Raw genomic sequence first — 26172 nt, forward strand, 5'->3', positions numbered from 1 at the left:
TCGTGGGAAGGAGCCCGTCAAGGAAACCCTCCCCCCCCACACCCCGCTACCAATAACCCGAAAAGCGGGCGCGGGACGGGCAGGCCCGGCCGTCAGCGTCCGGTGCCGTCGACGGCGAACTCGTCGATGCGGGCCAGCTCCTCCGAGGTGAAGGAGAGGTTGTCGAGAGTCTGGATGTTCTGCTCGAGCTGATGCACTGAGGAGGCGCCCACGAGGGCGGTCGCGACCTGCGGGTGGCGCAGGGCCCAGGCAAGGGCGAGCTGGGCGAGGCTCTGCCCGCGCTGGTGCGCGATCTCGGAGAGGCCCCGCACACGCGCCTGGTAATCGGGGTCCTTGACCTGGCGCTCGCTGAGGGAGCCGGAGGAGCCGCCGGCCCGCGATCCCTGCGGCACCCCGGACATGTAGCGGTTGGTGAGCAGGCCCTGCTGCAGCGGCGAGAACACCGCGAGCCCCACACCCAGATCCTCGACCGTCTCGAGCAGGCCGTTCTCCACGTGCCGGTTGAACATCGAGTAGGAGGGCTGGTGGAGCAGCAGCGGAGTGCCCATCTCGCCGAGCAGCCGGGCGGCCTCGCGGGTCCGCTCGGGGGAGTAGTTGGACACGCCCACGTACAGCGCGCGCCCGCTGACGACGGCCTGGTGCAGCGCCCCCATCGTCTCCTCGAGCGGGGTCTCCGGGTCCTCGCGGTGGTGGTAGAAGACGTCCACGTAGTCCAGACCCATCCGCTCGAGGGACTGGTCGAGCGAGCTCAGCAGGTACTTGCGCGAGCCGCCGTCCCCGTAGGGACCCTCCCACATGCGGTAGCCCGCCTTCGTGGAGACGACCAGCTGGTCGCGGTGACGGGAGAAGTCCTGGGCGAGGATGCGCCCGACGTGCGTCTCGGCGCTGCCCGGGGGCGGACCGTAGTTGTTGGCGAGGTCCAGGTGGGTGATGCCGAGGTCGACGGCGCGACGCACGATATCGCGGAGGGTGCGCGGATCGCGGTCCTCGCCGAAGTTCTGCCACAGGCCGAGGGAGATCGGGGACAGGCGCAGGCCGGAGCGGCCCGCGCGACGATAGGGGGTGTGCTCGTGCCGGTACTGGGCGGGGACGTAGGCCTCGTTGCTCATGCGTCCAGCATAGAGGGCCATCGCAGGTCAGCGCGGGGACTGTCGTCCGTCAGAGGAGCGGGCGGACCATCACGCGCATGCCCAGTCCGGGCACCTTGAGGTCCGCGGCGTTCCCCGCGAAAGGCACCGGGCGGCCGACGTCGGCGAAGCCGCAGCGCGCGTACCAGGCGGCGAGCTCCGGCCGGGAGTCCAGGACGCGCAGGTCCAGGATCTCCAGCCCCTGCGCCGCGCGACGGCGGGCCTGCTCCTCGAGCAGCGCCCGGCCGATCCCGCCGCCCTGGACGTCGGGGTCCACGGCGAAGAGCCCCAGCTCCGCGCCCCGCCCGTCCTCGTGCAGGGCGGTGTAGCAGCAGCCCACCACGGCGCCGTCGCGCTCCGCGACCAGCAGCAGATGGACCTGGTCGGTGATCGCCTCGCGGATCTCGTCGGCGTCGGCGCGGGCCCCGGCGACCAGATGCGCCTCGGTCGTCCAGCCGCCCTCGGCGCGGTAGGCGCGGTGCACGATGTCGAGAAGGATCCCGAGGTCCGCCGGGCCCGCCTCGCGCAGGGTCACCGCGCCGTGACGCGTCGGCGTCACAGGACGCCCGCCGTCCGCAGCCCCTCGAGCAGGCCGTGCCCGTCGGGCGCCTGCACGTCGGTCGGGGAGTCCGTGTCGTGGGAGCGGGCCGCGAGCGGACGCAGGGTGCCGTGGGCGAGCAGCTGCTCGGACTCGGTGAGCTGGCGGATGACGATCGCCTCGACGCTGTCGGGATGGTCCGCGGCGAACTGCGCGTAGATCGACGGGTCGTGCTGACCGTCATCGCCGATCAGCAGCCAGCGCACGCCGGGGAAGGACTCCGCGAGCTGGGCGAGGGAGCGGTGCTTGTGCTCCGGGCCGGAGCGGAAGAAGCCGGTGTTGGTGGGCCCCCAGTCGGTCAGCAGCAGCGGGCCGTCGGGGTACCCGTTCTTGTACAGGAAGCGCTTCAGCACCGGGAAGACGTTCCAGGCGCCGGTGGACAGATAGACCACGGGCAGCGCCGGATAGCGGTGGGCGAGCCGCTGGTACAGCATCGGCATCCCCGGGACGACCTGCCGGGAGGACTGGTGCACCACGAAGGCGTTCCAGAAGGCGAGCAGCGGACGCGGCAGCCAGGTCACCATGACGGTGTCGTCGATGTCGCTGACCAGGCCGATCTTCGCGTCCGAGGGGAAGACCGACACCTCGGCCGTGACCTCGTTGCCGGGCACGGTCCACAGCACGGCCTGGTGGGTGCCGGGCTCGAGGCGTACCTCGAGGCGGGCATCGACGATCCCGGAGCGATCCGCCCGCACCGACACCTCGTGGTCGCCCAGGCGGATGTGCACCGTGCGATGCGGCGCGACCTGCCCCGCGAAGTTCCGCCAGCCCCGCACCGCCATCGTGCGCATGTCATGCACGGGCTTGTCGTGGAAGTCCGCCGGGGTGCCGGGCGAGGCGTACAGCACCTTCGCCAGCACCCGCACCTGCTCGGTCGAGCCGTAGCCGTGGAAGGGCTGTAGGCGCAGGTCCCATCCGAGCCGGCGCAGCGCGGTGCCGACGGTGACGTTCTTGACGTCCTCGAGACGGGACGCCCAGTGCGGTCGATCGGAGGCGCCGCGCGCCGACAGGGCGCGCAGCAGCGCCCGGGGGGAGGGCGTGCGGGAGGTCACGGGCGCGGGCCGGTCAGAGACCGCGCGCCATCTTCAGCCAGGCGCCGTCCTGGTCGTCCTCGACGATCTCCCAGCGATCGCCCGTGTCCTCGAAGCCGAGGGCGGTGTACAGCGACTGCGCGACGGTGTTGGTCGGGCCGACGTACAGCGTCACCGTGTCGGCGCCGTCCTCCTTGGCCCAGCTGAACACGGCCTCGGCGAGGCGCTGCGCGAGGCCGCTCTTGCGGGAGCTCGGCGTGACCCACATGGCCTGCAGCTCGCGCTCGTTCTCAGGGGAGTCGCCCTCGTGGCGCACGGCCACGACCGCGAGCGGCTGCCCGTCGTCGACCGCGAGGAACCAGGCGGCGTCCTGCACGCGCTGGCGCCACACGGAATCCTCGTAGGTGGACTCCTTCTCCCAGCTCTGCCCGAAGGCGGCGGGGTCGGTGCTGAGCGAGCGGAGACGGATCTCGCGCACGAGCGACCAGTCGTCCTCCTGGGCGCGGATGATGTCGGCCATGGCTGTCCTCCTGAGCCGTCCTGGGATCGTCACGGGCGAGTGCCCTGGTGTTCATGCCGCGGCGCGTACGCCTCCGCGGCGCGACGGCGCCGGGTGCACGTTCCCCAGCATTGTAGGGGGCATCACGATTCGGTGCTCGCCACGTCCCGGCGCTTGACACAATGGTGCGCATGTCGAAGCTGCGAGTCCTCACCGTGTGCACCGGGAACGTGTGCCGCTCCCCGGCCGCGGCGGTCATGCTGCGCCAGGCGATCGCGGAGGCGGGTCTCGCGGACCGGGTCGAGGTCGGCTCGGCGGGCACCAGCTGGGAGGCCGAGGGCATGCCCATGGACGAGCGCACCGAGCTCTCCCTCGAACGCGCCGGCTACGCGCGGCCCTTCGAGCACACCGCGAGCACGATCCACCTGCACGCGCTCATCCAGTGGGACCTCGTGCTGCCCATGACCGCGGAGCACGCCCAGACGCTGCGGCGCATGGCCGAGCAGGCGCCGAGCGACGGGGCCGCGCCCGAGATCGTGATGTGGCGACGCTTCGACCCGAAGGCCCCGAAGGGCGCCCCCGAGACGGAAATCGCGGTGGAGGACCCCTGGTACGAGGGGCAGGCCGCCTTCGACCGCACGATCCGGCACATGCGGCGCAGTCTGCCGGGCATCATCGAGCATCTGCGGGAGCGGCTCGGCTGACGGTTGGGACGCGGGCGGGCGTCAGCCTTCGCGGCCGCGCGAGCGCAGGCTCGAGACCTGCCGGCCACGCCAGGTGGCGCCGATGAAGCCGGCGGCGGTGAGGAAGCCGATGCCCAGCGCGGCGATCAGCACCTGACGCAGGCGGCCGAACGGGGAGTTCGAGTTCTCGGTGAACGCGCCCAGCAGCTGCACGATCGGACCACCGCCCTGGTCGGTGGAGGCCGACGCCGAGGCCGGGGCCGCGGGATCCTCGTCCTGCACCACGACGATCTCCTCGGACTCCTCCGAGGTCTGGTCCGTCGCCCGGGCCGATCCGTCCCCGGAGGTGCTCGAGGGCGCCTCGACGGGGGGCGCGACGGACTGGTCCTCCGGCTCCGGCGAGTCCTCGGGCTGCTCCGCGGCGGGGGCGGCGTCGGACTCCGCCTCCTCCTCCGTCTCCGGGGGCGGCGAGGGCTGCAGCTCGGCATCCGGGTCGGTCGTCTCCGGCTCCTCTGTCACCGGATCCGTCTCCTGATCCGTCTCCGGAGCGGACGGCGTGGGCTCGTCCGTCGGCGTCGCGGTGGGCTCCTCGGTGGGAGCGGTAGTGTTCGGGGGAGTGCTCGTGGGCGTTTCCTCCGTGGGCTCCGCCGTCGGCTCCTCCGTGGGCGTCTCCTCGGTGGGCGTAGCCTCGGCCCCTTCCCCGTCGTCGGGGGGCGTCGCGGACTCCGAGGGGAGAAGCGTCTGGGGCGGGGTGGGACTGCTCGGGACGGACGGGGAGAGTTCCTCATCCGTCGTCGGGACCGGCTCCGACGTCTCGGCCGGCGTCGGCTCGGCGGTCTCCGTCGACGTCCCCTCCGTCGTCGTCTCGTCCGGCGTCGGCTCGGCGGTCTCCGTCGACGTTTCCTCCGGCGTCGGCTCGGCGGTCTCCGTCGACGTCCCCTCCGTCGTCGTATCGTCCGGCGTCGCCTCGGCCTCGGTCACGACCGCGCCCTCGTCGGCGCACTGGGCGGCCTCGCCCGAGCGCGCGGACTCGGGGGTGGGGTCGGAGCCGTCGTCGCAGGCGGCGGAGGTCGTCGGGCGATCGGGGCCGGAGCCCGGATCGGCGAGACCCGGGGCGGCCGCGGCGGGCACGGCGAGGACCAGGGCGGCGGATCCGGCGCACAGGCGCGCGCGAAGTCCCTGCATGGTGGATCCCCCCTTCCCTGATCGCAGATCTGAGCTGCGTGCGGCGATGTCCCGGTGGGCCCGACGGAGCATATTACCGTACGGATCCTTTACCTCCGGTAAGCATCGTCCTCAGGAATCCCGAGGGGCGCAACCCCGATGTGGACGCCGCCACCCCGGTGTGAGGGAAGAGATCTTGACGCCCCCTTGACCGTTCCTTGACGCAAGGGGGTCCGCGTCACTCCGCGAGAACGCCGTCGACCAGCTCCTTCGCCGACTCCAGCACCTGGGCCACATGCTCCTCGCCGCGGAAGGACTCGGCGTAGATCTTGTAGATGTCCTCGGTGCCGGAGGGTCGGGCCGCGAACCAGGCCGACTCGGTGGAGACCTTGAGCCCGCCGATCGACCCGCCGGCGGGGGCCTCGGTGATCGCCGAGGTGATCGACTCGCCCGCGAGCTCGGTCGCGGTGACCTGCTCGGGGCTGAGTGCGGCAAGCTTCGCCTTCTGGGTGCGATCCGCGGGGGCGTCGATCCGGGAGTAGGCGCTCGCGCCGAAGCGCTCGACCAGCTCGCCGTGGAGCACGCTCGGGGAACGGCCCGTGACCGCGAGCATCTCCGAGGCGAGCAGGGCGAGGATGATGCCGTCCTTGTCGGTCGTCCACACCGAGCCGTCGCGGCGCAGGAAGGACGCGCCCGCGCTCTCCTCCCCGCCGAAGCCGACCGAGGAGTCGATCAGGCCCGGGACGAACCACTTGAAGCCGACCGGCACCTCGAAGAGCTCCCGGCCGAGCGACTCGGCGACCCGGTCGATCAGTCGCGAGGAGACCAGGGTCTTGCCGACCTTCGCGGCGGCGGGCCACTCGGGGCGGTTGCCGAACAGGTAGTGGATCGCGGTCGCCAGGTAGTGGTTGGGGTTCATCAGCCCGGCGTCCGGGGTGACGATGCCGTGGCGGTCCGAGTCCGCGTCGTTGCCGGTCGCGATGTCGTACTGATCGCGCTTCTCGAGCAGCGAGGCCATCGCCCACGGGCTCGAGCAGTCCATGCGGATCTTGCCGTCCTTGTCCAGGGTCATGAACGCCCACTGGGGGTCGACCTTGGGGTTGACGACGGTGAGGTCGAGGTCGTGCATCTCGCTGATCTCGGCCCAGTAGTCCACCGCCGCGCCGCCCAGCGGGTCCGCGCCGATCCGCACCCCGGCGCGGCGGATCGCGTCGAGGTCCACGACCGACGGCAGATCCTCGACATAGGTGTGCAGGTAGTCGTAGCGACCCGCCTCCTGGAGCGCCTTCTGGCGCCCCGCCCGTCGGACCTCGCGCAGGCCGCCGCGCAGCAGCGCGTTGGCGCGATCGGCGATCCAGCCCGTCGCGTCGGACCCGGCGGGGCCGCCGTGGGGCGGGTTGTACTTGAAGCCGCCGTCGCGCGGCGGGTTGTGGCTGGGGGTGACGACGACGCCGTCGGCCCGGCCCGGATCCTCCGCCGACCGCCCGCGGTTGTGGACCAGGATCGCGTGGGAGACCGCGGGGGTGGGGGTGTAGCCGTCGCGGGCGTCGACCAGGACGGAGACCTCGTTGCCCGCGAGGACCTCGAGCGCCGTGTCGAAAGCCGGGCGGGAGAGGGCGTGGGTGTCGCGGCCGATGAACAGGGGCCCGCGGATGCCCTGCGCCGCCCGGTACTCCACGATCGCCTGCGTGGTCGCGGCGATGTGGTCCTCGGTGAAGCGGGTGTCGAGGGAGGAGCCGCGGTGCCCGGAGGTCCCGAAGGACACCGCCTGGTCCGGGTCGTCCGCATCGGGGTGGCGATCGTAGTAGGCGTCGAGCAGGGCGTCGACGTCGACGAGATCCTCGGGAAGAGCCTTCTGTCCGGCGCGGGGGTGCATCATCACCACTCCATCCTCATTGGGGGTCGCAGCGCCACTGTAGGTCAGGAGCGGGGATCGCGACGCCGACGGGCCGGAGGACGGGACGCGCCGATCAGCTGCGGCGGCTGCGCACCAGCAGGACGATGCCGACGATGGTCAGCACCAGCCCGACGAGGCCCGCGACGACCCCGATGATCGGGCCCACGAGCATCGGCACCGCGACGCCGAAGACGCCGATGGGGCCGAGGTAGACGGCGCCCTCCGTGCCCGTGCAGCTGAGGGTCGCGGTGGTCTCCTCGACCGCGACCACGCCGAAGCGCTGCTCGTAGACGGTCCCGTCGGCGAGCTGGACCTCGCCCGAGGACGGGGCCTGCGAGATCGCCCCCGGGGTCGCGGACTCGGCCGTGCACTCCGCCGTCGCGACATCCGCCGCGGGCACGTAGACCATCACCATCTGGCCCGAGCCGAGCTCGACGTCCGTGCCGGAGGCCTCGATCGGGATCGGCTGGCCGCCGATGTCGTCGACCACGGCGCCGACGCCCCAGAGCAGCCCGCCGATCGTCGCGATCGGGGCGACCACCACGAGCAGCACCAGCCCGATGATCAGCGGCCACAGTCCGCGGCGACGGCGCGGGGCACCGGGTGCGGACGGGCCCGGCGCGGAGGCGGGCAGCGGGCCGGTCACCGGTCCGACGGCCGGGGTCCACCCGTCGGGGGCAGCGGGACCGGGGGTGCCGGAGGGCGCGGAGGCCGAGTGGAAGGACGGCGCGGAGGCCGACGGGCCGGGCTGCGCGGGGCCGGGCAGGCCGTAGGACGGCCGCCGGCGATCGTTCGGCGGCGTGGACTCGGCGTCGGACATCGGGCCTCCTTCGGGCAACGGGCGCGACCAGCCTACCGGCCGTCTCTGCAGCCCGCGCTCAGGCCGGGAGCTCAGACCAGGGGCAGCTCGCGCAGGACCGCGGCGATCGATCCTGCGATCACCGCCGTCGCGATCGGGGTCACCACCCAGATGCCCACCATGGTCCGGGCGACGTTCCAGCGCACCTGCCGCGGCCCCATCGCCACGCCGGCCCCGATCACGCTCGAGGCGAGGCTGTGCGAGGAGGACATGGGGAACTCGAGCCCGATCGCACCGAGCCCCATCAGCCCTGCCGAGGTGGACTCCGCGGCGAGCCCCTGGGAGGCGGAGAGGTCCGTGAGGCGACGGCCGATGGTGCGGATGATCCGGTGCCCGCCCATGAAGGTCCCCGCCGCCATCGCGAGGGCGATCAGCAGCATCAGCGCGAGCGAGGCGCCCGTCGGCAGACCGAGGGGGATCACGGCGATCGCGACGACGGCGAGCGGGATGCGCGAGTCGGCGATGCCGTGCCCGGTCGCAACGAGCCCCGCCGTCACGGTCTGCGCGAAGCGCACGTGGTCGATCCGGACCCGCTGGGTGCGGATCAGGGCGAGCAGGGCCTGCATCACCGCGAAGGAGATCCCGATCGCCAGCAGCGGCCCCACCACGGAGATCGCGAGGATCGTCGCGAACCGCCCCCAGGGGGCGGACGATCCGGCGATGAGCGAGACCCCGAGCACCCCGCCGAAGAACGAGTGCCAGGTGGAGGAGGGCATGCCCATCCACCAGGTGAGGACCTCCCAGGCGAGGGTCGCCGTGATGATCGCCAGCAGACAGAGGGCGAGCACGTCCGGGGCGTCCACCAGCTGCGCGGCGAGCGGCTCGAGGCCGAGCAGGTGCAGCGCCCAGGGCAGCGACAGGCCGATCATCGCCATGCCCAGCAGGGCGCCCAGCAGGTTGAGGATCGCGGCCATGCCGAGCGCGGTGGACTCCCGCAGCGAGCGGGTGGTGATCGCGGTGGAGACGGCGTTCGAGGCGTCGTGGAAGCCGTTGTAGTAGGCCATCACGAGAGCCAGCAGCACCACCAGGCTCAGCAGGAGGGGACTCACTCAGGAGTCCTTCACGCGCAACAGGTCGACGATGCGCGCCGTCTGCTCCTGCAGCTCGAGGGTGCGCCGGACGGAGTGGGCGACGTCGTGGAGGGGGAGCACCTCGCCCACCGCGCCGCCGCGCCGGTACAGCTCCGCGAGGGCCTGGCGCACTAGGCGATCGCCCTGGCGCTTGAGCTTGCGGGTCTGCGGGTAGTAGTCGCCCATCTCGCTCATCGCGCTCAGCTTCCACGAGGCGGAGACGGTCAGCTCGGCCGCCCGCTCGATGCCGGTGGCGGCTTCCAGCAGCGGCGTGGGGAGGGTGCCGACGCGGGTCCCGGCGAGCAGCTCGCCGGTGTGCTCCATCGCGTCGAGGGTGTCGGCCATGGTGAGCGCGAGGTCGTACAGCAGCTCGGCCTCATAGGGGGTGACCAGGGATTCCGCGAGGCGCTGGGCGATGCGCCGGGTGAGCTCCTCGGCGCGCGTGGACTGGTCGTGCAGGCGCGGCGCGATGCGCACGCGATCGCGGTGCCCCTGGCCGATGAGCTTCGAGTGGGTGTCCGCGGACTGGACCAGCAGCTCGGTTAGCTCGCCGAAGAGGTCGTACATCGGGCGCTCGATCCGCCGCGCGAAGAACGCCACCGATCCTCGTCCCTCCTCGCGCCCGTGGCGCTCTCACGGCCCTGACGGGCGGTCCTGACGGATGGTGAAGCTGAGGCGCCGGACCGGGATGCGCCTGTCGGCGCGAAGGCCGCTCGAAGCGGCAAATGTTGGAGCCCGGGGCAACCGCGGCCCGGCGCCCGGCCATCGTAGGGCACTTAGGCCCCCGGCGCAGGGTCGCAGGTCGCGGGGAATGACGAGCGCCACGCCGCGGCCGGCTCACTCCAGGTGGCCGGCCTCCGCCTGGCGTCCCGCGGCCGTCAGCTCCTCGCCGGTGGAGAGCAGGCGCTCGGCCTGCCGCGTGCGCCGGTCGTCGGGGTCCTCGTCGGCCAGCTGGGCGGTGCCGTGGGCGACCAGCGTCGCGACCGCCCCGGCGCGGCGCAGCGCGAGCCCCAGGTCGCCGGTGAACGCTCCGCGCAGGATGTCGTCCATCGTCCGCTGCACCTGCTCCACGTCCGGGGGCTCGGCGAAGCCCGAGAGATAGCGCAGCCCGGGGATCGTGCGGGAGCCTGCCCGGTACCGGCGCACCACGTCCTCGCCACTCTGGCGCACCCAGGTGTGCAGCACGTAGAGCCGCCACAGGGCGCCCGGCAGGGAGGTGGCGGGCGATCCCGACCAGAGGGCGGCGAGATCCGAGAGGCCGTCCTCGGCGGCCAGACGCAGCACCCGCTCCACCACCTCCGGGTCGGAGCTGTGGAACACGCCGTCGAGCAGGGCGGCCGCGGAGTCGTGGGCGAGATCCGTCGACGCCGCCGGATCGGGCTCGCCGGGGATCGCCTCGGCCGTGGAGGCGAACAGCGGGGCGGGGCGGCGGAAGCGGGGCGAGGAACTGGATCCGGGGGAGGACATGCCCCGCACTGTACGACTCCGTCGGACGCCTGCGGCTCCCGGCCGCTGTGCGTACGCTGGGAGCATGACCATCCCCCGGCAGATCGGCCCCGAGACGGGCCCGCGCACGGCACTGCCCGACTACTCGCGCAGCAGTGCGACCGTCGAGCGGATGGTCGCGCAGCTCGACGGGCCCCGCCGCCGCACCGGGGGAGGCAACGGGCAGGTGCGGGCGCTGCTGCCCGCCGCGGCCACGCGCGACACGCTGCTGCGGGGCGCCGTCGGGGTGCTCGCCCTCGGTGTCGCCCTCGCGGCGCTGATCGGGGTGATCGCCGTCTGGCTGACCGTGCCGGAGGGGCACTCCCCGGACATCGGCCGGCTCCTTCTCATGCTCACCCTCGCGCTGCTCGCCCTGATCGTGGGCCTGCTCGGACTGCGCTTCGCCTGGGTGGCGCTCGCGACCGCCCGCGCCCGCGTCGAGATCGGCGAGGACTCCCTGCTCGTGGTCGGTGCGCTGCGCTCCCGGCGCGTGCCCTGGGACGAGATCCTCGCGATCGAGTCCCGGGTGGTGCATCCGGTGCACTGGCTCACCGCGGCGCTGCGCCTGCGCGACGGCTCGCGCGTGCTCATGCCCGCCTTCGACCGGCACATCTGGTCCTACTCCCGGCCGACGGGGGAGGACGTCCGGGGACTCCGCCGGGAGCTGCACGAGCGGGAGCTCGCCCGGCACCCCCGCCGCTGAGGCGACCCGACACCATCCCCGGAAGGAGCGCCCGTGGAAGCGCTGATGATGACCCTCGGCTCCGGCTGGGTGAGCGGGATCCGTCCCTACTTCATGATCTTCCTGCTCGGCCTGTCCGGGCGGCTGTTCGACCTGGAGCAGGTGCCGGGCGTCCTGCAGCGCACCGATCTGCTGGTGATCACCGGGATCCTGCTGGTGGTCGATCTCGCGGCGGACAAGATCGCCTTCCTCGACTCCTTCTGGGACCAGCTGCACACCGTGGTCCGGCCGATCGCGGGCGGCGCGATCGGCTTCCTGCTCGGCGGCGAGACGGACACCACCACCGCGATCGTCATGGCCGTGCTGGGCGCGGCCACGGCCTTCGGGGCGCACTCGGCGAAGGCCACCGCTCGGGCGGTCGTCAACGTCTCCCCGGAGCCGGTCAGCAATGCGCTGGTCTCCACCGGCGAGGACGTCGCCGCGGTGGTGATGGGTCTGCTCACGATCCTGCTGCCCGCGCTCGCGGCGCTGCTGGCCCTCGTGCTCCTCGGGCTCGGCATCTGGCTGATCGTGCGGCTGCGCCGCGCCTACCGGGGCCTGCGCGACCGGCTGCGCGCCTCCCGCGCCGACCGCGCGCGCCCCTAAGGCGCGGCGAACACACCGCTCAGCGGGCGGGCGCCGCGCTCGTGCCCTCGTCCCACAGCGCCGCGACCGCCGCGGCGACCTTGTCGCGCGGCAGGTCGGAGACGCTCAGGACCCCCTCCTCGTCCAGCGGCAGGTGCCCGAGCCGCCAGGCGCCGCTCGGCTCGACGTGCATCATCATCGGCACCTGGTCCGACGGGTCCGCGAGGTCGGTGCGGCGCAGCGAGACGGTGCGCTCGGCCCCGTCCTCGAGGAAGGCGTTGACGATGTCGGCGATCGAGTCCGGGACGACCGCCGGGTCCGGCAGGGCGGTGACCTGGAAGGAGTCCAGCTCGTCCTGGGTGAGCATGAGGACCGCGCGGTCCGCCTTGACGACGAAGGCCATCCGCATCGCGGGGCCCTCCGAGAGCGCGATCCCGAGCCAGCGGTCCGCGGAGGTCAGGGCGGTCGCCACGATCTGGCCCTCCTCGCCGAGCGCCCACTGCCCCTCGCCGGAGCGCTCGACCTTGCCGCGGGCGCGCAGCCCCGAGGACACCGCCGCCGTGACGAACTCCCTCGCCTCCTCGGGGGCGGAGCGCAGCCCGATCTGCTCCCGCGTGATGCGCCCGTTCTCGGTGTCGCGTAGCCCGAGCATGAAGTCGATCTCGTAGGCGGTGTAGACCACCACCGGATCCTGGTCCTGCTCGTGGCGCGCGGTCGTGCTGGTCTCGCTCATCGATCCCCCTGAACTCGTGGTGTCTTCCCGGAAAGCATGGCAGAGGCGGCGGCGTCGGTCACCTCCGCGCCGATATCCTCCTCGGATGGACAGCTCGCGGCAGGACGCCCATGACCTCGGCGGGGACAGCGCCCGCGCGGTGTACCGGGACCTGCTGCGCTTCGGGCCCCGCTCCCGCAGCGGCCTCTCCGCGCGCCTCGGCCTCTCGGCGCCGACCGTCACCCGAGTCACGCGCGACCTGCTCGAGGGCGGGCACCTGCACCCGCTGGACACGGTGCCGCTCGCCAAGGGGCGTCCGCAGGAGCCGCTCGACATCGAGGAGAACCTCGGGCCCCGCTTCGTGGGGGTCAAAGCGACGGCCGACGAGATCCACGCCGTGGTCACCACCGTGCGCGGCAACCTGCTCGAGGAGCTCGTGCTCCCGCATGCGGCGACCCGCCCCGACGACCTGCTCGCGGCGATCAGCGCCCCGGTCGAGGCGCTCATGGCCGCGCATCCGCGGGTGATCGGGGTGGGGGTGAGCCTCGGCGCCCGCGTCGCCGGGCGGCGCTCGGTGCTCTCCTCCTCGCTCCTGCACTGGGACGAGCCGGTGGACGTCGGCGGGCTCCTCGGGTCGCGTCTCGGCCTCCCCGTGACCGTCGAGAACGACCTCTTCGCGATGGTGCAGGGCCTGCACTGGTTCGGGGTGGGCCGCGCCTACCGCTCCTTCTGCGTGCTCACCGTCGGCGCGGGCGTCGCGATCGGCAGCGTGATCGACGGTCGCCTCGTCGAGGGGCGCAGCCATCTCGCGGGGCTCACCGAGCAGCTGCCCGCGCGCGTCGGGCCCGACGGCGCCGTCCTCACCCTCGGGCAGGTGGCACGCCTGGACGCCCTGCTCGACGAGGCCCGCCGCCGCGGCCTCCTCACCCCCGAGGACGGGCTCGAGGCGCTCCGCGAGCAGCTGCGCGCGGGGAAGCCGGGGGCTCGGCGCCTCGTCGCGGATCTCGCCCGCGACCTCGCCCGGACCGCCTCCGCGCTGGTCGCGGTGCTGGATCCCGAGGCGCTGCTCATCGGCGGCGAGACCGTCGACCTCGTGCGCGAGGCCGACGGTCTCTTCGAGGAGGTGCTGCGCGCCGCGGTGCACCCCGTCCAGCGGGATCTGGTGATCCGGCTGCTCTCCGGCGACTTCGACGACTGGGCGCGCGGCGCCGCGGTCATCGCGATCCAGCAGCACGTGGGCGTGCCCGCCTGACCCCGATGACCGCGACGCCGTGCGGTCCCCTCAGCCGAACAGGGCGTTGACCCGCTCGTTGTAGGCGGCGAAGTCCGCGCCGCCGATCCGCCGCATCCAGCACTCGTCGAAGGCCGGCTGCATGATCGACGCGATCGCCGCGGAGTTCTCCACCAGCGGGTACAGGCCCGTCTCCCCGGCCTCCACCCGGTCGGTGAAGGCGGTGACGTCCAGGCCCCGTTCGGCGTAGGAGGCGATGGCCGCCTCGGTGCCGACATCCGTCGCGGGGAAGAACGGGGCGCGGTCGCCGATGATCTGCTGCGCCTCGTCGGAGGCGAGGAAGGCGATCAGCCGCGCCGCCTCCTCCTGGTGCTCCGACTGCGCGGCGATCGAGTCGCCGAGACCGTTGAACATCGACATCGGCGTGCCGGCCGGTCCCGTGGGCAGCGGGGCGATCCCGAGGTCCACGCCCTCGAGGTTCGCCCAGGTGGTGATCATCCACGAGCCCGCCAGCCCCAGGGCGGCCCGGCCCGACTGCACCTGGGTCTGCAGGGGGCTGGAGTCCCCGAACATGCCGAAGGGCGGGAAGAGGCCCTTGTCCACGAGGCCGAAGTACCAGTCCATCGTCGCCGCGAAGCGGTCGTCGTCGTAGTGGAAGGCCGTGCCCCAGGTGTCGGCGTCGGTGAACGTCCACCCCGTGGCGAGCGCGAAGGCGGACCAGGAGGTCTGGCCGACGTAGTCGATGCCGGCGTCGGCGCCCAGGCCGTAGCGCGCCACGCGCGTCGGATCGAAGCCGTCCTCGTCCCCGCGCACACCGTTCTCGTCGACCGTGAGCCGGGCGAGCAGGCGCTCGAAGGAGCCGCCGTCCTCGGGATTCCAGTCGAGGCCCGCGAGGTCCTCCTCCGTCAGGCCCTCCTCCTCGAGCATGTTCTTGTCGTAGAGCACGGCGATGGTGTCGTAGTCCTTGGGGATGCCGTACCGCTTCCCGTCCTGCCCGGTCCACAGCTCCTGCAGACCGTCCTGGAAACGGTCGGCGGTGACCTCGGCGAGCGGTGCGAGGTCGTCGAGCGGGGCGATCACCCCGAGCTTCACGAACTCGGGGTAGCGGGCCAGGTGGTCCGCGAAGGCGTCGGGCCCGGCGCCCGCGACGAAGCCCGCCGTGAGCTTCGTCCAGTAGTCGTCCCAGCCCAGCTGGGTGACGCGCACGAAGACGTCCGGGTTCTGCGCCATGAAGGCGTCGATCGCGGCGGAGTAGGCGGGCAGCTGGTTCGCGTCCCACAGCCAGTAGTCGATCTCGGTGGCTCCGGTCGGGGCGGCGCTCGTCCCGCAGGAGGCGAGGGCGGCGGTGCCCGCGGCGCCGGCGGCGAGGGCCGCGGAACCGGTGAGCAGGCGCCGACGGGACAGGCCGCCGCGGCGCGGGTGATGGGTCGATGCAGTCATCTGGGGCACCTCATTTGATCCCGCTGAAGCCGATGGAGTTCACGATCTTCTTCGCGAACAGCGCGAAGAGGATCAGCATGGGCGCGGCCGCGACCAGGGTCGCCGCCATCAGCCCGGACCAGTCCGGTCCCGTGCCCGGGGCCTGGGCGCGGAAGACGCTGAGGGCCACCGTGAGCACCCGGGACTGGTCGGTGTAGGAGACCATCAGCGACCAGAAGTACTCGTTCCAGGCCGACATGTAGGTCAGCAGCGCGAGCGTCGCGAGCGGCGCCGAGGACATCGGCAGGATGAGGGTGAAGAACACCCGCGCCTTGCTCGCCCCGTCGATCAGCGCCGCCTCCTCCACCTCGCGCGAGATGTTGTTGAAGAACTGGCGCAGGAAGAAGATCGCGAAGCTCGAGATGAAGAGCGTGGGCAGCATGATCCCCAGCAGGGTGTCCACCAGGCCCAGGTTCTTGATGAGGATGAAGTTCGGCAGCAGGGTGAAGATCTGCGGGATCATCAGCGAGCCGAGGAAGACCAGGAAGACCGTGTCCCGGCCGCGCCAGCGCAGCCGCGAGAAGGCGTAGGCCGCCATCGCGCAGGAGAAGGTCTGCACCACGGTGATCGTGGTCGCCACGATCACCGAGTTCAGCAGGTAGCGCCAGAAGTTGATCGAGGCGCCCGAACCGCCCTGCGAGATCGCGGTCTCCACGTCCTGCAGGCCGAAGACCCGCTCGAAGCCGCCGGTGTTCAGGCCCACGGGCAACAGGCTCGCGGGATCCGTGGCCAGGGCGTTGTTGCTGGACAGCGCGGTGCGCAGCATCCAGTAGAAGGGGAACAGGGTGATCAGCAGGAAGATCACCATCACGGCCCAGGCCGCGATCTTCCCCCAGGGGATCGCGCGGCGGGGGCGGCGCGCTGTCGACGTCGTGGTCATCGCACTCTCCTCTCAGTCCAGGTCCGACTGGCCGGCACGGCTCATCCAGTACTGCGCGAAGGTGATCACCATGAGGATCACCAGCAGCGCGACGGACAGCGCCGAGGCGTAGCCGAACTCGTACTGGGCGAAAGCGTTCTCGTAGATGTACATCTGCAGCACCTTCGAGGCGTCGGCGGGGCCGCCCTGGGTGGTGACCGAGATGGTGTCGAACACCTGGAAAGACCCGATGATCGTCATGATCAGCACCAGCGCGAGGATCGGGCGCAGCAGCGGCAGGGTGATGCGGCGGAACATCGCGACCTCCCCGGCGCCCTCGGTGCGCGCGGCCTCGTAGAGGTGGGCGGGGATCGACTGCAGGCCCGCGAAGAGCAGCAGCGCGGTGTAGCCCATGTGCCGCCACACGTTCACCAGGGCGACCGTCGGGATCACCCAGGTCTCGTTGGCCCAGAAGGAGATCGGGTCGAAGCCGATCCACTGCAGGAAGATGTTGACGATGCCCAGCTGGGTGTCCAGGATCCACAGGAACACGATCGCGGCGACCACGTTGGAGACCAGGTACGGGGCGAGCACCAGCGAGCGCAGCACGGTGGACTGCGTCAGCCGCTGCATGAGCACGGCGATCACCAGCGCCACGATCGTCTGGATGCCGATGTTGAGGATGACGTACCAGACCGTCACCTTCAGCGAGTTCCAGAAGACCGGGTCGGTGAGCAGCCGACTGTAGTTGTCCAGGCCCACCCACTGCGGCGGGGTCAGCGTCGTGTACTCGGTGAACGAGTAGTACAGGCCGGTCAGCAGCGGCCAGACCAGGAAGACCAGCAGGCCGAGCGAGGCGGGCGCGATGAACAGCAGCGCCAGCTTCGTGTCGTCCTTCCGGTGGCGTCGGCGGGGGGCCGACGGGGCGGTGCCCCGAGGCGGATCCGCCTCGGTGGTGATGGTGGACATCGTCGTCCTCTCTCCGGGGTGGGTGGGGGTCGGTGGGGTCAGGGTCGAGGCGAGCCCGAGGGGAGCGCTTCGACCTCGAGCAGGAAGGCGGTCTCGGGAGCCATGACGGGGGCGGCGAGGCCCGTGCGCACGAGCACGGAGCCGGGGACGTCCACGTGGTCGATGAGCTCGGGCGGCCCGTAGCCGCGGCCGCGGCCGTCGGCGGCGGGGTCGACGCCCTGCCGCGCCCAGGCGGGCCAGGTGTACCCCGTGGGCGCCGGGCCGATCCGGTGCAGGTGCACCCGGTAGGGGCGTTCCGGGTCCAGCCCGGGAAGGCGCAGGGCGCCGACGGGGGCGATGTCTGGGGTGTCGACGGCGGTCACGGTGAACAGGCCGCGATCGCGGGCGGGGGAGAGCACCCCGGCGATCCAGATGCTGTCCTGGCCGCGATCGGCGCGGACCAGGTCGCCCGTGAACAGCAGGTCGCGGTGCTCCTTGTGGAGAGCGATCCAGGTGCGCAGCTCCTCGAGCTCCGCGTCGCTCGCCTGGCGCAGATCCCATTCGATGCCGAGATGGCCGAGCAGGGCGCTCGCGGCGCGGAAGGAGAGCGAGTGCAGCCGGCCCGTGGTGTGGGAGGCCCCCGAGGCGATGTGGCTGCCCATCAGCTCGAGCGGCACCAGCTGGGCGGTCCAGCGGTTCATGGTCGCGCGCTCGAGCGGGTCGATGCAGTCGGAGACCCAGATCCGGTCCGCGCGCTCGAGGATGCCGAGGTCGACGCGGGCGCCGCCCGAGGAGCAGGACTCGATCTCGAGGCCCGGATGGGCGGCCTTGAGGCTGTCCCACAGCCGGTACAGCGCGAGGGTCTGCGCATGCACGGCCGCGGCGCCGGTGGCCTGCGTCGCCGCTTCCACCAGGTCGCGGTTGTGGTCCCACTTGATGTACGCGATGTCGTACTCGGTCAGCAGGGCGTCGATCGCGTCGTGGATGTGCTGCCACGCGGCGGGGATCGAGAGGTTCAGGACCTGCTGGTGCCGGGCGGGCAGCGGCATCCGCTCGGGGGACGGGGCCATGATCCAGTCGGGGTGGGCGCGGGCGAGATCGGAGTCCGGGCTGATCATCTCCGGCTCGAACCACAGCCCGAACTGCATCCCGAGGCCCGTCACGTGATCGATCAGCGGGCCCAGGCCATCGGGCCAGACCTCCTGCGAGACGGTCCAGTCGCCGAGTCCGGAGGAGTCGTCGCGGCGCGAGCCGAACCAGCCGTCGTCCAGCACGAAGCGTTCGACGCCGAGCTCGGCGGCGCGGTCGGCGAGCTCGGAGAGCACGGCGAGGTCGTGATCGAAGTAGACGGCTTCCCAGACGTTGAGGGTGACGGGGCGGCGGGTGTCGGGGTAGGGGAGTCCGCCGTGCGCCTCCCGGGCGCGGAGGTGGGCGTGGAAGCGGTGGGCGATCGCGTCCAGGCCCGCGGCGGAGTGGGCGCCGTACAGCCACGGGGAGGCGAGGGAGGAGCCGGGGTCGAGGCGACCTTCGCCGGGCAGGAGCAGCTCGCCGCCGCCGATCACCTGCACCCCCGCGGAGAGCCGCTCGGCGAGGTGGACATGGTTGCCGGAGAAGGCGGTGTGCACGGCCCAGATCTCGCCGGAGGAGAAGTCGAAGCCGGAGGTCCCCAGGTGCAGCAGGTGTGCGGCATCCGCCCCCGTGCGCCCACGCCGGTTCTCGCGCAGGTGCGTGCCGGTGACCATGGCGCGCCGCTGGGGAGCGCGCTCCTTGGTCCAGCGGCCGCCGAAGTCGAGGATCTGATCGGCGTCCAGCGGGACCGGCAGCACCGGGGTGAGGTGCTGGACCGTGTAGGTGTCGGAGCCGAGGTTCGTGACCTCGGCGCGGACCCGCACCAGCCCCGAGGGGAGCAGCTCGACCTCGAGCAGCGCCCCGAGGCGGAGCTCCTCGTCGGCGAGATCGAAGCGCACGAGCGCGGGGCCGGTCTCGACGGCATCGTCCGCGCCGGGGACGAGGTCGCGCCCGGCGCCGCCCTCGGTGATCCGCACGCCGAGCACGCGGAGCCGCGGGGCGGTGCCGGAGCCGTCGTCCCGGGCGCCGGTGAGGCCCGGTCGGCCCAGCCAGCCGTCGGCGTTCTGGGGGAGCAGGCCGGTGCGCAGCGGCACGTCCGGTCCGTTGCTGGAGATCGCGGGGGTGGTGACGGCGAAGAGGGCGGAGAGCCCCGAGGCGTCGAGGGGGCCGAGGTCCGAGCCCCAGTGCAGGATCGCGGGGATGCGCCCGCCGGTGGTGTCGAGCACGAGGGACACCCCGGCCGCGCGGAGGTGGAGGCGGTGGGTGCGGGGATCGGCAGGCATCGGCGCTCTTCCTGATCGGGGGACTGCAGGGGGTGGCGGGGCCGGGGATCGGGACCGTCGCTGGCCGATCCGGCCATTTACTTACGCCTCGAAAGTAAACCCCCTCCGCCTCGGCGTCAAGGCCGGCCCGCGCGCCAGCATCCGGGCACCTGCAGCGCCTGCTTCCTGCGGCGCTACCCTGGCCTCTCCCCTCCGAGACGGCAGGAGCCGACCGATGATCTTCACCCAGTCCTCGAAGCTGCGCGATGTGTGCTACGAGATCCGAGGACCGGTCCCCGCCGAGGCAGCCCGCATGGAGGCCGAGGGGCACAAGATCCTCAAGCTCAACATCGGCAACCCCGCGCCCTTCGGCTTCGAGGCGCCCGACGAGATCCTCGTCGACATGATCCGGAACCTGCCCACCGCGCAGGGCTACTCCGACTCCAAGGGCATCCTCCCGGCCCGCCGCGCGGTCGCGCAGTATTACCAGACCAAGGGCATGCCGGGCATGGAGCTCGACGACATCTACCTCGGCAACGGCGTCTCCGAGCTGATCCAGATGACCTGCCAGGCGCTCGTCGACGACGGTGACGAGGTGCTCGTGCCCGCGCCCGACTACCCGCTGTGGACCGCCTCGATTGCGCTCGCCGGCGGCCGCGCCGTGCACTACCGCTGCGACGAGGAGCAGCAGTGGTGGCCCGACGTCTCCGACATCGCCGACAAGGTCACGCCGCGCACCAAGGCGATCGTCGTCATCAACCCCAACAACCCCACCGGCGCCGTCTATCCCGAGTACGTGCTGCGGGAGATCGTCGAGGTGGCCCGCAAGCACGGGCTGATGATCCTGGCCGACGAGATCTACGACAAGATCCTCTACGACGACGCGGTCCACACCCATGTCGCGAAGCTCGCCCCGGACCTGCTCACGATCACCTTCAACGGCCTGTCCAAGGCGTACCGGGTGGCGGGCTTCCGCGCCGGCTGGATGGCGCTCTACGGCCCGAAAGAGCATGCGACCAGCTTCATCGAGGGCCTCGACGTGCTCTCGAACATGCGCCTGTGCCCGAACGTCCCGGCACAGCACGTCGTGGCGACCGCGCTCGGCGGCTATCAGAGCGTGGGCGAGCTGCTGCTCCCGGGCGGGCGGCTGCGCGAGCAGCGCGACGTCGCCTACGAGGGCCTCAGTGCGATCGACGGCGTGAGCGTCGTGAAGGCCTCCGGGGCGCTCTACATGTTCCCGCGCATCGACCGCGAGATGTACCGGCTCGAGGACGACGAGCAGTTCGCCTACGACCTGCTCCGCTCCAAGAAGCTGCTGGTCAACCACGGCACCGGCTTCAACTATCCCGAGCCCGACCACCTGCGGCTGGTCACCCTGCCGCAGGCCGATGTGCTCGCCGACGCGGTCGACCGGATCGCCGACCACCTGGCCTCGATCCGCCGCTGAGACCTCCCGCGCGGCCCCCGGTCTCAGCGCAGCAGCAGGCCGAGGACCGTGGCGAGCACGGCCAGCAGCGGCAGCCCGCCCTGCTTCACGGCGGCCGCGCGGTGCGCGGGGGAGCTCAGCAGCAGCACGGTCGCGGCGGCGAGCATCGAGCCCGTCCCCGCGAGCGACAGCGTCGCCCCGACCGTCACGCCGCCCGCGAGGACCAGCGCCGCGCCGAGCGCCGCGAGCACGGCGAGGAACAGGTTGTAGAAGCCCTGGTTGAAGGCCAGGGAGCGGGTCGCGGCGATCTCCTCCGGGCTCTGCGCGCCGAACACCTTCTGCGCCTGGGGCCCGCCCCAGGCGAGCGACTCCACGCGGAAGATGACGACGTGGAGCGCGGCCGCGGCGAGGGCCAGGACGGAACCGAGGATGAGCACGAGGGCCTCCGCGGTCTCTTGGAATGATCGTTCCACTATAGTGGGTCGTGCCCGGTACCGACAGCCCGGGCGAGGAACGACGACGAGCAGGCGGCGAGCAGGAGGGAACATGGGACGACAGTCCGCCTTCGTGCGGGAGGACGCCGTGCGCTCCGCCCGCGACGTGTTCTGGAGCGAAGGGTACGAGGGCGCCTCCATGGCGAGCCTGCAGCGGGCCACCGGACTGAACGCCAGCAGCATCTACCACTCCTTCGGCTCCAAGCGCGGCCTGTTCGACGCCGCAATCGAGGACTACCTCGAGCGCGTCGTCCGCCCCGGGCTCGCCCCGCTGCGCGCGCCCGAGGTCGCCCCCGATGCTCTCGAGCGCTACTTCCTCGCGGCCCGCGCGCTGTTCGCGGACCCGTCCGGCCGCACCCTTCCCGACGGATGCCTGCTGGTGAATACCGCCTGCTCCGGGCTCGCCCGGGACGACGGGATCGCCGAGGCCGTGCGCGCCTATCGCGCCGAGCTGCACGCCGCCTTCACCCGCGGCGCGCAGGCCCGACGCCCCGACCAGTCGCCGCAGGAGCGTGCGCAGCTCGTCGAGACCTGCGTCGCGCTGCTGATCAGCGCGCTGGTCATGACCCGGGTGGACCGGGATGCGGCCACCGCCGCGCTCGACTCCGCCCTCACCGCACTCCAGCACCAGGAGCAAGCACACCCATGAAGCCCCTCTACACCACCGAAGCCCTGGCCACCGGCGGCGGCCGCGACGGCCACGTCGATGTCGCCGAGTCGGATCTCGCCTTCGACCTCGCCGTCCCGACCGCCATGGGCGGCACTGGCGCCGGCGCCAACCCCGAGCAGCTCTTCGCCGCCGGGTACTCCGCCTGCTTCCACTCCGCCCTGCAGGCCGTCGCCCGGCAGCAGAAGGTCGCGATCGACGGCTCGAGCGTCGGTGCCCGCGTGACCATCGGCTCCGAGGATTCCGGCGGCTTCTCGCTCGCCGTCGAGCTCGAGGTGGTGCTCCCCGATCTCGATCACGACGCCGCCCAGGCGCTGGCCGACGCGGCCCATCAGGTGTGCCCCTACTCGAACGCCACCCGGGGCAACATCCCGGTGGTCGTCACGGTCACCGACGACTGACGTCGCCGCCCGCATCCTGCGTGAGCGGGAGGCGGAATGCAGGAGCCCCGTCGGGTGTGATGCCGGCGGGGCTCCTCGCGGCCCGGGGCCGACGGGGCCCCGAGGCGCCACTCACGGGCGCAGCAGCACCTTGCCCTGTCGGCCGTCGGTCAGCGTGGCAGCCACGGCCGCGGTGACCTCGTCCAGTGCGAAGGTGGCCGCGACCGGCAAGGTGACTTCGCCGGAGAGCAGGCCGGAGAGGATCTCGCCGAGGAGGCGGCGCCGCACCTCGGGGGACATCTCCTGCGAGACCCGGGAGCCCCAGAACCCCTCGACCCTCAGGTTCCGGAAGATGATCGGTCCGGAGGGGAGGGCCATGGTCGAGCCGCCCATCGCGCCGAAGACCACCAGGCGGCCGCCGTCACCGAGCAGCGAGAGCACCTGGGCCGACGCCTCCCCGCCGACCGAGTCCAGACCGGCGGCGACGTGCGCCTCGCCGATCAGGGAGCGCGCCTGCTCCTGCCAGTCCTCCCGATCGGTCGCGATCACGTCGCCGATGCCTTGCGCGGCGAGCTCCTCGACGCCGCTGCCGCGCCGCACGAGGCTGATCACGCGGATCCCGCGGATCCGGGCGAACTGGGCGACGAGGCGGCCGACTGCCCCGGTCGCGGCGTTCTGTACGAGTACCTCCCCGGGCGCGAGATCGAGGTGCTCGAGCAGGGAGACGGCGCTGAAGGGCATGGCCACGAGCTGGGCGGCGGACTCGTCCGGCAGCTCGGCGGGCAGCGGGATCAGCGAGGAGGCGCGGGCGGTGACGAGCTCCGCCCAGGCACCGGGGATCGCACTCGCGGCGACCCGGTCGCCGACGGCGAGCCCCTCGACGCCCTCCCCGAGGGCCTCCACCACGGCGACGCCCTCGCTGCCCGCGCCGGAGGGGAGCGCGGGGCGGACACCGTAGGTGCCGCGAATCGTCCACAGGTCGTGATGGTGGATCGGGCTCAGGAGCATCCGCAGCAGAACCTCGCCGGCACCCGGGGTCGGGGAGTCGACGGCGGCGGTGCGGAGGACATCGGCGGGTTCGCCGAAGCGGTCATAGGTCACGGTGAGCATCAGGGTGCCTCTCGTTGTGGAATGGTCATTCCACTATAGGCACTCGGGACCGACGGGGACCGTGCCCGGGATGCGCTGTTCCGGGATTCACACAGGGGCCGGAGGCCGGGACCGGTTCTCCGGTCCGACCTCCGGCCCCTGTGTGGCGGGATGCCGGCGACGTCTGCGCGCGGCTCAGGCGTTCGAGGGCAGCGGAGCGCCGTCGCGCGAGACCCGCACCATCTCCTCGCGGTCCACGACCTTGATGCGGGCACGCGGCTCGCCGTCGGCGTCGAGGGCCGCGGCGCCGAGGGCCTTCTCGTGCTCGTCGAGCGCCATCCAGCCGTCCCAGGTGGTGTACTCGACGCCGCGCTCGTCGAGCAGACGCAGGATCGCATCGGCCTCGCGCTCGGGGGCGGCGGCGAGGGTGCCCGCGGCGATGTCCTCGAGCAGGCAGGTGATGGTCTCGATCGCATCGGACTTGGTCGCACCGATCAGGCCGACGGGTCCGCGCTTGATCCAGCCGTTCGCGTACACGCCGGGGATGACCGTGCCGTCGGCCTCGGTGACGCGCCCGGCCCGGTTGACCACCACGCCGCGGGCGGCGTCGTAGGGGAGCCCGGGCAGCTCAGAGCCGTGGTAGCCGACCGCCCGGTAGACCGCGCCGAGCTCGTAGTCGACGAACTCGCCGGTGCCCTCGAGGCGGCCGTCGGCATCGAGGCGGGTGCGCTCGAAGCGCATGCCGGTGACGGCTCCGTCCTCGCCGAGGACCTCGACGGGGCGATGCCAGAAGTGCAGGTGCAGGCGGCGGGAGACCGGGCCGCCGTGCGCGTCCGTCGGCGCCTCGCCCGCGGCCTCGCGGCGCTGCTGCTCCTCGGTCCAGCCCACGAAGGTCTGCACGATCTGGTCGGTGCGCTTGTCCGCCCGGATGGTCTCCCACTCGGCCTCGGTGATCTGCTCGAGGTCGCGCGGGTCCATGACCACCTGGAGACCCGTCGGGTGCGCGAGCTCGCGCGCCTCGAGCGGGGAGAACTTGGTCTGCGCGGGGCCGCGGCGCCCGAAGACGTGCACGTCGGTGGTGGACGCGGCCTTCAGCCCGTCGTAGACGTTCGCGGGGATCTCGGTGCGCAGCAGCTCGTCGGCGCTCTTGGCGAGCACCCGGGCGACGTCGAGGGCGACGTTGCCGTTGCCGATCACGGCGACGTGCTCGGCGTTGAGCTCCCAGGTGCGGGGGTAATCGGGGTTGCCGTCGTACCAGGCCACGAAGTCGGCCGCGCCGAAGGAGCCCTCGAGCTCGATGCCGGGCACGTCGAGGTCCGCGTCCTTGAGGGCGCCGGTCGCGAAGATGACCGCGTCGTAGTGGGTGCGGAGATCCTCGACGGTCAGGTCGGTGCCGAACTCGACGTCGCCGAGGAAGCGGATGTCGCCCCGGCCGAGGATGCGGTGCAGCGCGGTGATGATGCCCTTGATGCGCGGGTGATCGGGGGCGACGCCGTAGCGGATCAGGCCGAAGGGGGCCGGGAGGCGGTCGAACAGGTCGATCGCGACCTCGAGCTCGCCGTCCTTGACCTGCTGGGTGCGCAGGAGGGTCTCGGCGGCGTAGACGCCGGCAGGTCCGGCGCCGACGACGGCCAGGCGGAAGGGCTGCGGGTTGGAGGACATCGCACCTCGGTCTCGTGGCGCGGCGGCGCCGATCGGTTGCAGGGCGGCGAGGGTCTCCCCGGACCGCCAGGATTTCCGAACCACTGTATACGCGTTAATGCTCTCCCCCGGAGGAGTGTGAGCGGGGCGACGCCAGTCCGCGCACACGCGTTCACGGGGCGACACGGGGCTCAGGCGGCGGAGCCCTCCCGGCGGCGGTAGATGGTCCAGAAGTAGGCGCCGACGAGCACGGCTCCGCCGACGATGTTGCCCAGGATCACCGGGATCAGGTTGTCCCACACCACCGCGCCGACCGTGATCGCGGCGAAGTCGCCGCGGTCGACGCCGGCCGCCCGCACCGCCTCCCCGGCCCAGAAGCCGTCGCCCGCGCCGTACTTCACGAGCAGACCCATCGGGAGCAGGAACATGTTCGCGACCGAGTGCTCGAAACCTGTCGATACGAACAGGACGAGCGGGCCGGTCACGGCGAGGAGCTTGTCGGTCACCGTCGTGCCCGCGGTCGCGGTCCACACCGCGAGGCACACGGCGAGGTTCGCCAGGACGCCGAGCACGAAGGCCTGGTGCCAGTCGTGGGAGAGCTTGCCCTGCGTGAGGTTCAGGACCACCAGGCCCCAGGCCGACCCGTTGGTGGTGTGGGTGCCGGCGAGCATCACGAGCAGCGCCACGGTCACCGCGCCGATCAGGTTGCCGAGCAGGGAGATGCCCCAGTGGGCGAGCATCCGCGCGGTGGTGATCCGCTTCGACAGCCACGGCATCGAGGTCAGGGTGGTGCCGGTGAACAGGTCGGAGCCGCTGATGACGACCAGGCCGAGGCCGATGGCGAAGACGGTGCCGCCGAGGATCTTGGCGAGGCCGACGGGCCAGTCCGCCATGCCCTGCTGTGAGGTGATCATGGCGATGAAGCCGAGGGCGATGAACCCGCCGCCCGAGAGGGCGAGCAGGAACATGCGGTCCAGCGGCGCGGTGGCCTTGGCGTGCATCGCGTCCTCGAGGGACGCGGCGAGGGCCGTCGGGGCGGGGATCCGGGTGCTCTGTGCCGCCGTGGCAGGGGCGGGGCTCGAGGTGGGGTGCGACATGGGGGCTCCTGGACGGGGATGTGACCGGATCCGGGTCGCGCCGAGGGCACGGCTCGGATCCTCCGTGGTCAGGCTAGGACCCCCGGGGCACCCTCCGGAG

26 protein-coding genes are annotated in these 26172 nt (G+C 72.3%); 7 read left to right on the forward strand and 19 right to left on the reverse strand.

All coding sequences use genetic code 11. The features are described 5' to 3' along the window. Positions 1-92 precede the first annotated feature (92 nt). Genes V1258_RS13410 through V1258_RS13425 form a run of 4 tightly spaced genes read right to left on the reverse strand, consistent with a single transcriptional unit; the run spans position 93 to position 3276 of the window. Positions 93-1109, reverse strand: coding sequence for an aldo/keto reductase (locus tag V1258_RS13410; protein WP_329750156.1), 1017 nt, complete (start codon positions 1107-1109; stop codon positions 93-95). Between the two features lie 49 nt (positions 1110-1158). Continuing rightward, the gene (locus V1258_RS13415) at positions 1159-1686 is read right to left on the reverse strand and encodes a GNAT family N-acetyltransferase (RefSeq protein WP_329750157.1); all 528 of its coding nucleotides are present in this window, start codon (positions 1684-1686) and stop codon (positions 1159-1161) included. After that, on the reverse strand, positions 1683-2777 hold the full coding sequence (locus V1258_RS13420) for an App1 family protein (protein WP_329750158.1): 1095 nt from the start codon (positions 2775-2777) through the stop codon (positions 1683-1685). Before V1258_RS13420 ends, V1258_RS13415 begins: the two co-directional genes overlap by 4 nt. 13 nt (positions 2778-2790) lie before the next feature. After that, positions 2791-3276, reverse strand: a complete 486-nt coding sequence (locus V1258_RS13425) for a GNAT family N-acetyltransferase (RefSeq protein ID WP_329750159.1) — start codon at positions 3274-3276, stop codon at positions 2791-2793. A gap of 170 nt (positions 3277-3446) precedes the next feature. Here V1258_RS13425 and V1258_RS13430 point away from each other — a divergent pair, with 170 nt between their 5' ends. Next, a complete protein-coding gene (locus V1258_RS13430; protein ID WP_329750160.1) occupies positions 3447-3959 on the forward strand; it encodes an arsenate reductase/protein-tyrosine-phosphatase family protein in 513 nt (170 codons plus the stop codon). Positions 3960-3980: 21 nt separating this feature from the next. Here V1258_RS13430 and V1258_RS13435 read toward each other — a convergent pair whose 3' ends face one another. The 6 genes from V1258_RS13435 to V1258_RS13460 form a co-directional block, all read right to left on the reverse strand. Continuing rightward, complete coding sequence (locus V1258_RS13435) at positions 3981-5123, reverse strand: hypothetical protein (RefSeq protein ID WP_329750161.1); 1143 nt, start codon at positions 5121-5123, stop codon at positions 3981-3983. Positions 5124-5340: 217 nt separating this feature from the next. Then, positions 5341-6978, reverse strand: a complete 1638-nt coding sequence (pgm, locus tag V1258_RS13440; RefSeq protein WP_329750233.1) for a phosphoglucomutase (alpha-D-glucose-1,6-bisphosphate-dependent) — start codon at positions 6976-6978, stop codon at positions 5341-5343. A 94-nt stretch (positions 6979-7072) separates the two neighbouring features. Beyond that, on the reverse strand, positions 7073-7819 hold the full coding sequence (locus V1258_RS13445) for a hypothetical protein (protein WP_329747092.1): 747 nt from the start codon (positions 7817-7819) through the stop codon (positions 7073-7075). Positions 7820-7890: 71 nt separating this feature from the next. Continuing rightward, a complete protein-coding gene (locus tag V1258_RS13450; protein WP_329750162.1) occupies positions 7891-8907 on the reverse strand; it encodes an inorganic phosphate transporter in 1017 nt (338 codons plus the stop codon). Continuing rightward, positions 8908-9528: a DUF47 domain-containing protein gene (locus V1258_RS13455; RefSeq protein WP_329750163.1), complete on the reverse strand. Its 621-nt coding sequence runs from the start codon at positions 9526-9528 to the stop codon at positions 8908-8910. It lies immediately after the preceding gene. Positions 9529-9765: 237 nt separating this feature from the next. Beyond that, the gene (locus tag V1258_RS13460) at positions 9766-10395 is read right to left on the reverse strand and encodes a hypothetical protein (protein ID WP_329750164.1); all 630 of its coding nucleotides are present in this window, start codon (positions 10393-10395) and stop codon (positions 9766-9768) included. A gap of 64 nt (positions 10396-10459) precedes the next feature. Between V1258_RS13460 and V1258_RS13465 the strand changes: the two genes are divergently transcribed. Together V1258_RS13465 and V1258_RS13470 are read left to right on the forward strand one after the other, a co-directional pair. Further along, complete coding sequence (locus V1258_RS13465) at positions 10460-11116, forward strand: PH domain-containing protein (RefSeq protein ID WP_329750165.1); 657 nt, start codon at positions 10460-10462, stop codon at positions 11114-11116. A 33-nt stretch (positions 11117-11149) separates the two neighbouring features. Beyond that, complete coding sequence (locus V1258_RS13470) at positions 11150-11740, forward strand: DUF4126 domain-containing protein (RefSeq protein ID WP_329750166.1); 591 nt, start codon at positions 11150-11152, stop codon at positions 11738-11740. A gap of 19 nt (positions 11741-11759) precedes the next feature. On the opposite strand, the gene V1258_RS13475 is transcribed toward V1258_RS13470, so the two are convergent. After that, positions 11760-12452: a hypothetical protein gene (locus V1258_RS13475; protein ID WP_329750167.1), complete on the reverse strand. Its 693-nt coding sequence runs from the start codon at positions 12450-12452 to the stop codon at positions 11760-11762. Between the two features lie 85 nt (positions 12453-12537). Here V1258_RS13475 and V1258_RS13480 point away from each other — a divergent pair, with 85 nt between their 5' ends. Continuing rightward, positions 12538-13683, forward strand: coding sequence for an ROK family protein (locus V1258_RS13480; protein ID WP_329750168.1), 1146 nt, complete (start codon positions 12538-12540; stop codon positions 13681-13683). A gap of 30 nt (positions 13684-13713) precedes the next feature. Here V1258_RS13480 and V1258_RS13485 read toward each other — a convergent pair whose 3' ends face one another. Genes V1258_RS13485 through V1258_RS13500 form a run of 4 tightly spaced genes read right to left on the reverse strand, consistent with a single transcriptional unit; the run spans position 13714 to position 19299 of the window. Beyond that, positions 13714-15102 (reverse strand): ABC transporter substrate-binding protein, encoded by a 1389-nt coding sequence (locus V1258_RS13485; protein WP_329750169.1) that lies wholly within the window; start codon positions 15100-15102, stop codon positions 13714-13716. 10 nt (positions 15103-15112) lie between these two features. Continuing rightward, positions 15113-16021: a carbohydrate ABC transporter permease gene (locus tag V1258_RS13490; RefSeq protein ID WP_329750170.1), complete on the reverse strand. Its 909-nt coding sequence runs from the start codon at positions 16019-16021 to the stop codon at positions 15113-15115. 12 nt (positions 16022-16033) lie between these two features. Further along, the gene (locus V1258_RS13495; protein ID WP_329750171.1) at positions 16034-16969 is read right to left on the reverse strand and encodes a carbohydrate ABC transporter permease; all 936 of its coding nucleotides are present in this window, start codon (positions 16967-16969) and stop codon (positions 16034-16036) included. 38 nt (positions 16970-17007) lie between these two features. Beyond that, positions 17008-19299, reverse strand: coding sequence for an alpha-galactosidase (locus V1258_RS13500; protein ID WP_329750172.1), 2292 nt, complete (start codon positions 19297-19299; stop codon positions 17008-17010). Between the two features lie 214 nt (positions 19300-19513). Between V1258_RS13500 and V1258_RS13505 the strand changes: the two genes are divergently transcribed. After that, positions 19514-20725 carry a pyridoxal phosphate-dependent aminotransferase gene (locus V1258_RS13505; RefSeq protein ID WP_329750173.1) on the forward strand — a complete coding sequence of 404 codons (1212 nt, stop codon included), beginning with the start codon at positions 19514-19516 and terminating at the stop codon, positions 20723-20725. Between the two features lie 23 nt (positions 20726-20748). Here the strand turns inward: V1258_RS13505 and V1258_RS13510 are convergent, their stop codons facing one another. Beyond that, positions 20749-21141: a DUF1304 domain-containing protein gene (locus tag V1258_RS13510; RefSeq protein ID WP_329750174.1), complete on the reverse strand. Its 393-nt coding sequence runs from the start codon at positions 21139-21141 to the stop codon at positions 20749-20751. Positions 21142-21250: 109 nt separating this feature from the next. Here V1258_RS13510 and V1258_RS13515 point away from each other — a divergent pair, with 109 nt between their 5' ends. Together V1258_RS13515 and V1258_RS13520 are read left to right on the forward strand one after the other, a co-directional pair. After that, positions 21251-21847 carry a TetR/AcrR family transcriptional regulator gene (locus V1258_RS13515; protein WP_329750175.1) on the forward strand — a complete coding sequence of 199 codons (597 nt, stop codon included), beginning with the start codon at positions 21251-21253 and terminating at the stop codon, positions 21845-21847. Next, positions 21844-22266 carry an organic hydroperoxide resistance protein gene (locus V1258_RS13520; RefSeq protein WP_329750176.1) on the forward strand — a complete coding sequence of 141 codons (423 nt, stop codon included), beginning with the start codon at positions 21844-21846 and terminating at the stop codon, positions 22264-22266. The genes V1258_RS13515 and V1258_RS13520 overlap by 4 nt, the downstream gene beginning before the upstream one ends. Positions 22267-22377: 111 nt before the next feature. On the opposite strand, the gene V1258_RS13525 is transcribed toward V1258_RS13520, so the two are convergent. The 3 genes from V1258_RS13525 to V1258_RS13535 all read right to left on the reverse strand — a co-directional run bounded on the left by V1258_RS13525 (position 22378) and on the right by V1258_RS13535 (position 26072). Beyond that, a complete protein-coding gene (locus V1258_RS13525; RefSeq protein ID WP_329750177.1) occupies positions 22378-23355 on the reverse strand; it encodes a zinc-binding dehydrogenase in 978 nt (325 codons plus the stop codon). A 174-nt stretch (positions 23356-23529) separates the two neighbouring features. After that, the gene (locus V1258_RS13530; protein WP_329750178.1) at positions 23530-24996 is read right to left on the reverse strand and encodes an FAD-dependent oxidoreductase; all 1467 of its coding nucleotides are present in this window, start codon (positions 24994-24996) and stop codon (positions 23530-23532) included. A 170-nt stretch (positions 24997-25166) separates the two neighbouring features. After that, positions 25167-26072: a formate transporter FocA gene (locus tag V1258_RS13535; RefSeq protein WP_329750179.1), complete on the reverse strand. Its 906-nt coding sequence runs from the start codon at positions 26070-26072 to the stop codon at positions 25167-25169. Positions 26073-26172 lie beyond the last annotated feature (100 nt).

The organism is Brachybacterium sp. J153 (assembly GCF_036311905.1).
In the GTDB taxonomy this organism is placed as follows: domain Bacteria; phylum Actinomycetota; class Actinomycetes; order Actinomycetales; family Dermabacteraceae; genus Brachybacterium.

Excerpts from the sequence above, each read along its gene's own strand:
- V1258_RS13410 (WP_329750156.1), bottom strand. The coding sequence starts at position 1,109 with ATGAGCAACGAGGCCTACGTCCCCGCCCAGTACCGGCACGAGCACACC.
- V1258_RS13425 (WP_329750159.1), bottom strand. The coding sequence starts at position 3,276 with ATGGCCGACATCATCCGCGCCCAGGAGGACGACTGGTCGCTCGTGCGC.
- V1258_RS13430 (WP_329750160.1), top strand. The coding sequence starts at position 3,447 with ATGTCGAAGCTGCGAGTCCTCACCGTGTGCACCGGGAACGTGTGCCGC.
- V1258_RS13435 (WP_329750161.1), bottom strand. The coding sequence starts at position 5,123 with ATGCAGGGACTTCGCGCGCGCCTGTGCGCCGGATCCGCCGCCCTGGTC.
- pgm (WP_329750233.1), bottom strand. The coding sequence starts at position 6,978 with ATGCACCCCCGCGCCGGACAGAAGGCTCTTCCCGAGGATCTCGTCGAC.
- V1258_RS13445 (WP_329747092.1), bottom strand. The coding sequence starts at position 7,819 with ATGTCCGACGCCGAGTCCACGCCGCCGAACGATCGCCGGCGGCCGTCC.
- V1258_RS13460 (WP_329750164.1), bottom strand. The coding sequence starts at position 10,395 with ATGTCCTCCCCCGGATCCAGTTCCTCGCCCCGCTTCCGCCGCCCCGCC.
- V1258_RS13465 (WP_329750165.1), top strand. The coding sequence starts at position 10,460 with ATGACCATCCCCCGGCAGATCGGCCCCGAGACGGGCCCGCGCACGGCA.
- V1258_RS13475 (WP_329750167.1), bottom strand. The coding sequence starts at position 12,452 with ATGAGCGAGACCAGCACGACCGCGCGCCACGAGCAGGACCAGGATCCG.
- V1258_RS13480 (WP_329750168.1), top strand. The coding sequence starts at position 12,538 with ATGGACAGCTCGCGGCAGGACGCCCATGACCTCGGCGGGGACAGCGCC.
- V1258_RS13485 (WP_329750169.1), bottom strand. The coding sequence starts at position 15,102 with ATGACTGCATCGACCCATCACCCGCGCCGCGGCGGCCTGTCCCGTCGG.
- V1258_RS13490 (WP_329750170.1), bottom strand. The coding sequence starts at position 16,021 with ATGACCACGACGTCGACAGCGCGCCGCCCCCGCCGCGCGATCCCCTGG.
- V1258_RS13495 (WP_329750171.1), bottom strand. The coding sequence starts at position 16,969 with ATGTCCACCATCACCACCGAGGCGGATCCGCCTCGGGGCACCGCCCCG.
- V1258_RS13500 (WP_329750172.1), bottom strand. The coding sequence starts at position 19,299 with ATGCCTGCCGATCCCCGCACCCACCGCCTCCACCTCCGCGCGGCCGGG.
- V1258_RS13505 (WP_329750173.1), top strand. The coding sequence starts at position 19,514 with ATGATCTTCACCCAGTCCTCGAAGCTGCGCGATGTGTGCTACGAGATC.
- V1258_RS13515 (WP_329750175.1), top strand. The coding sequence starts at position 21,251 with ATGGGACGACAGTCCGCCTTCGTGCGGGAGGACGCCGTGCGCTCCGCC.
- V1258_RS13520 (WP_329750176.1), top strand. The coding sequence starts at position 21,844 with ATGAAGCCCCTCTACACCACCGAAGCCCTGGCCACCGGCGGCGGCCGC.
- V1258_RS13525 (WP_329750177.1), bottom strand. The coding sequence starts at position 23,355 with ATGCTCACCGTGACCTATGACCGCTTCGGCGAACCCGCCGATGTCCTC.
- V1258_RS13530 (WP_329750178.1), bottom strand. The coding sequence starts at position 24,996 with ATGTCCTCCAACCCGCAGCCCTTCCGCCTGGCCGTCGTCGGCGCCGGA.
- V1258_RS13535 (WP_329750179.1), bottom strand. The coding sequence starts at position 26,072 with ATGTCGCACCCCACCTCGAGCCCCGCCCCTGCCACGGCGGCACAGAGC.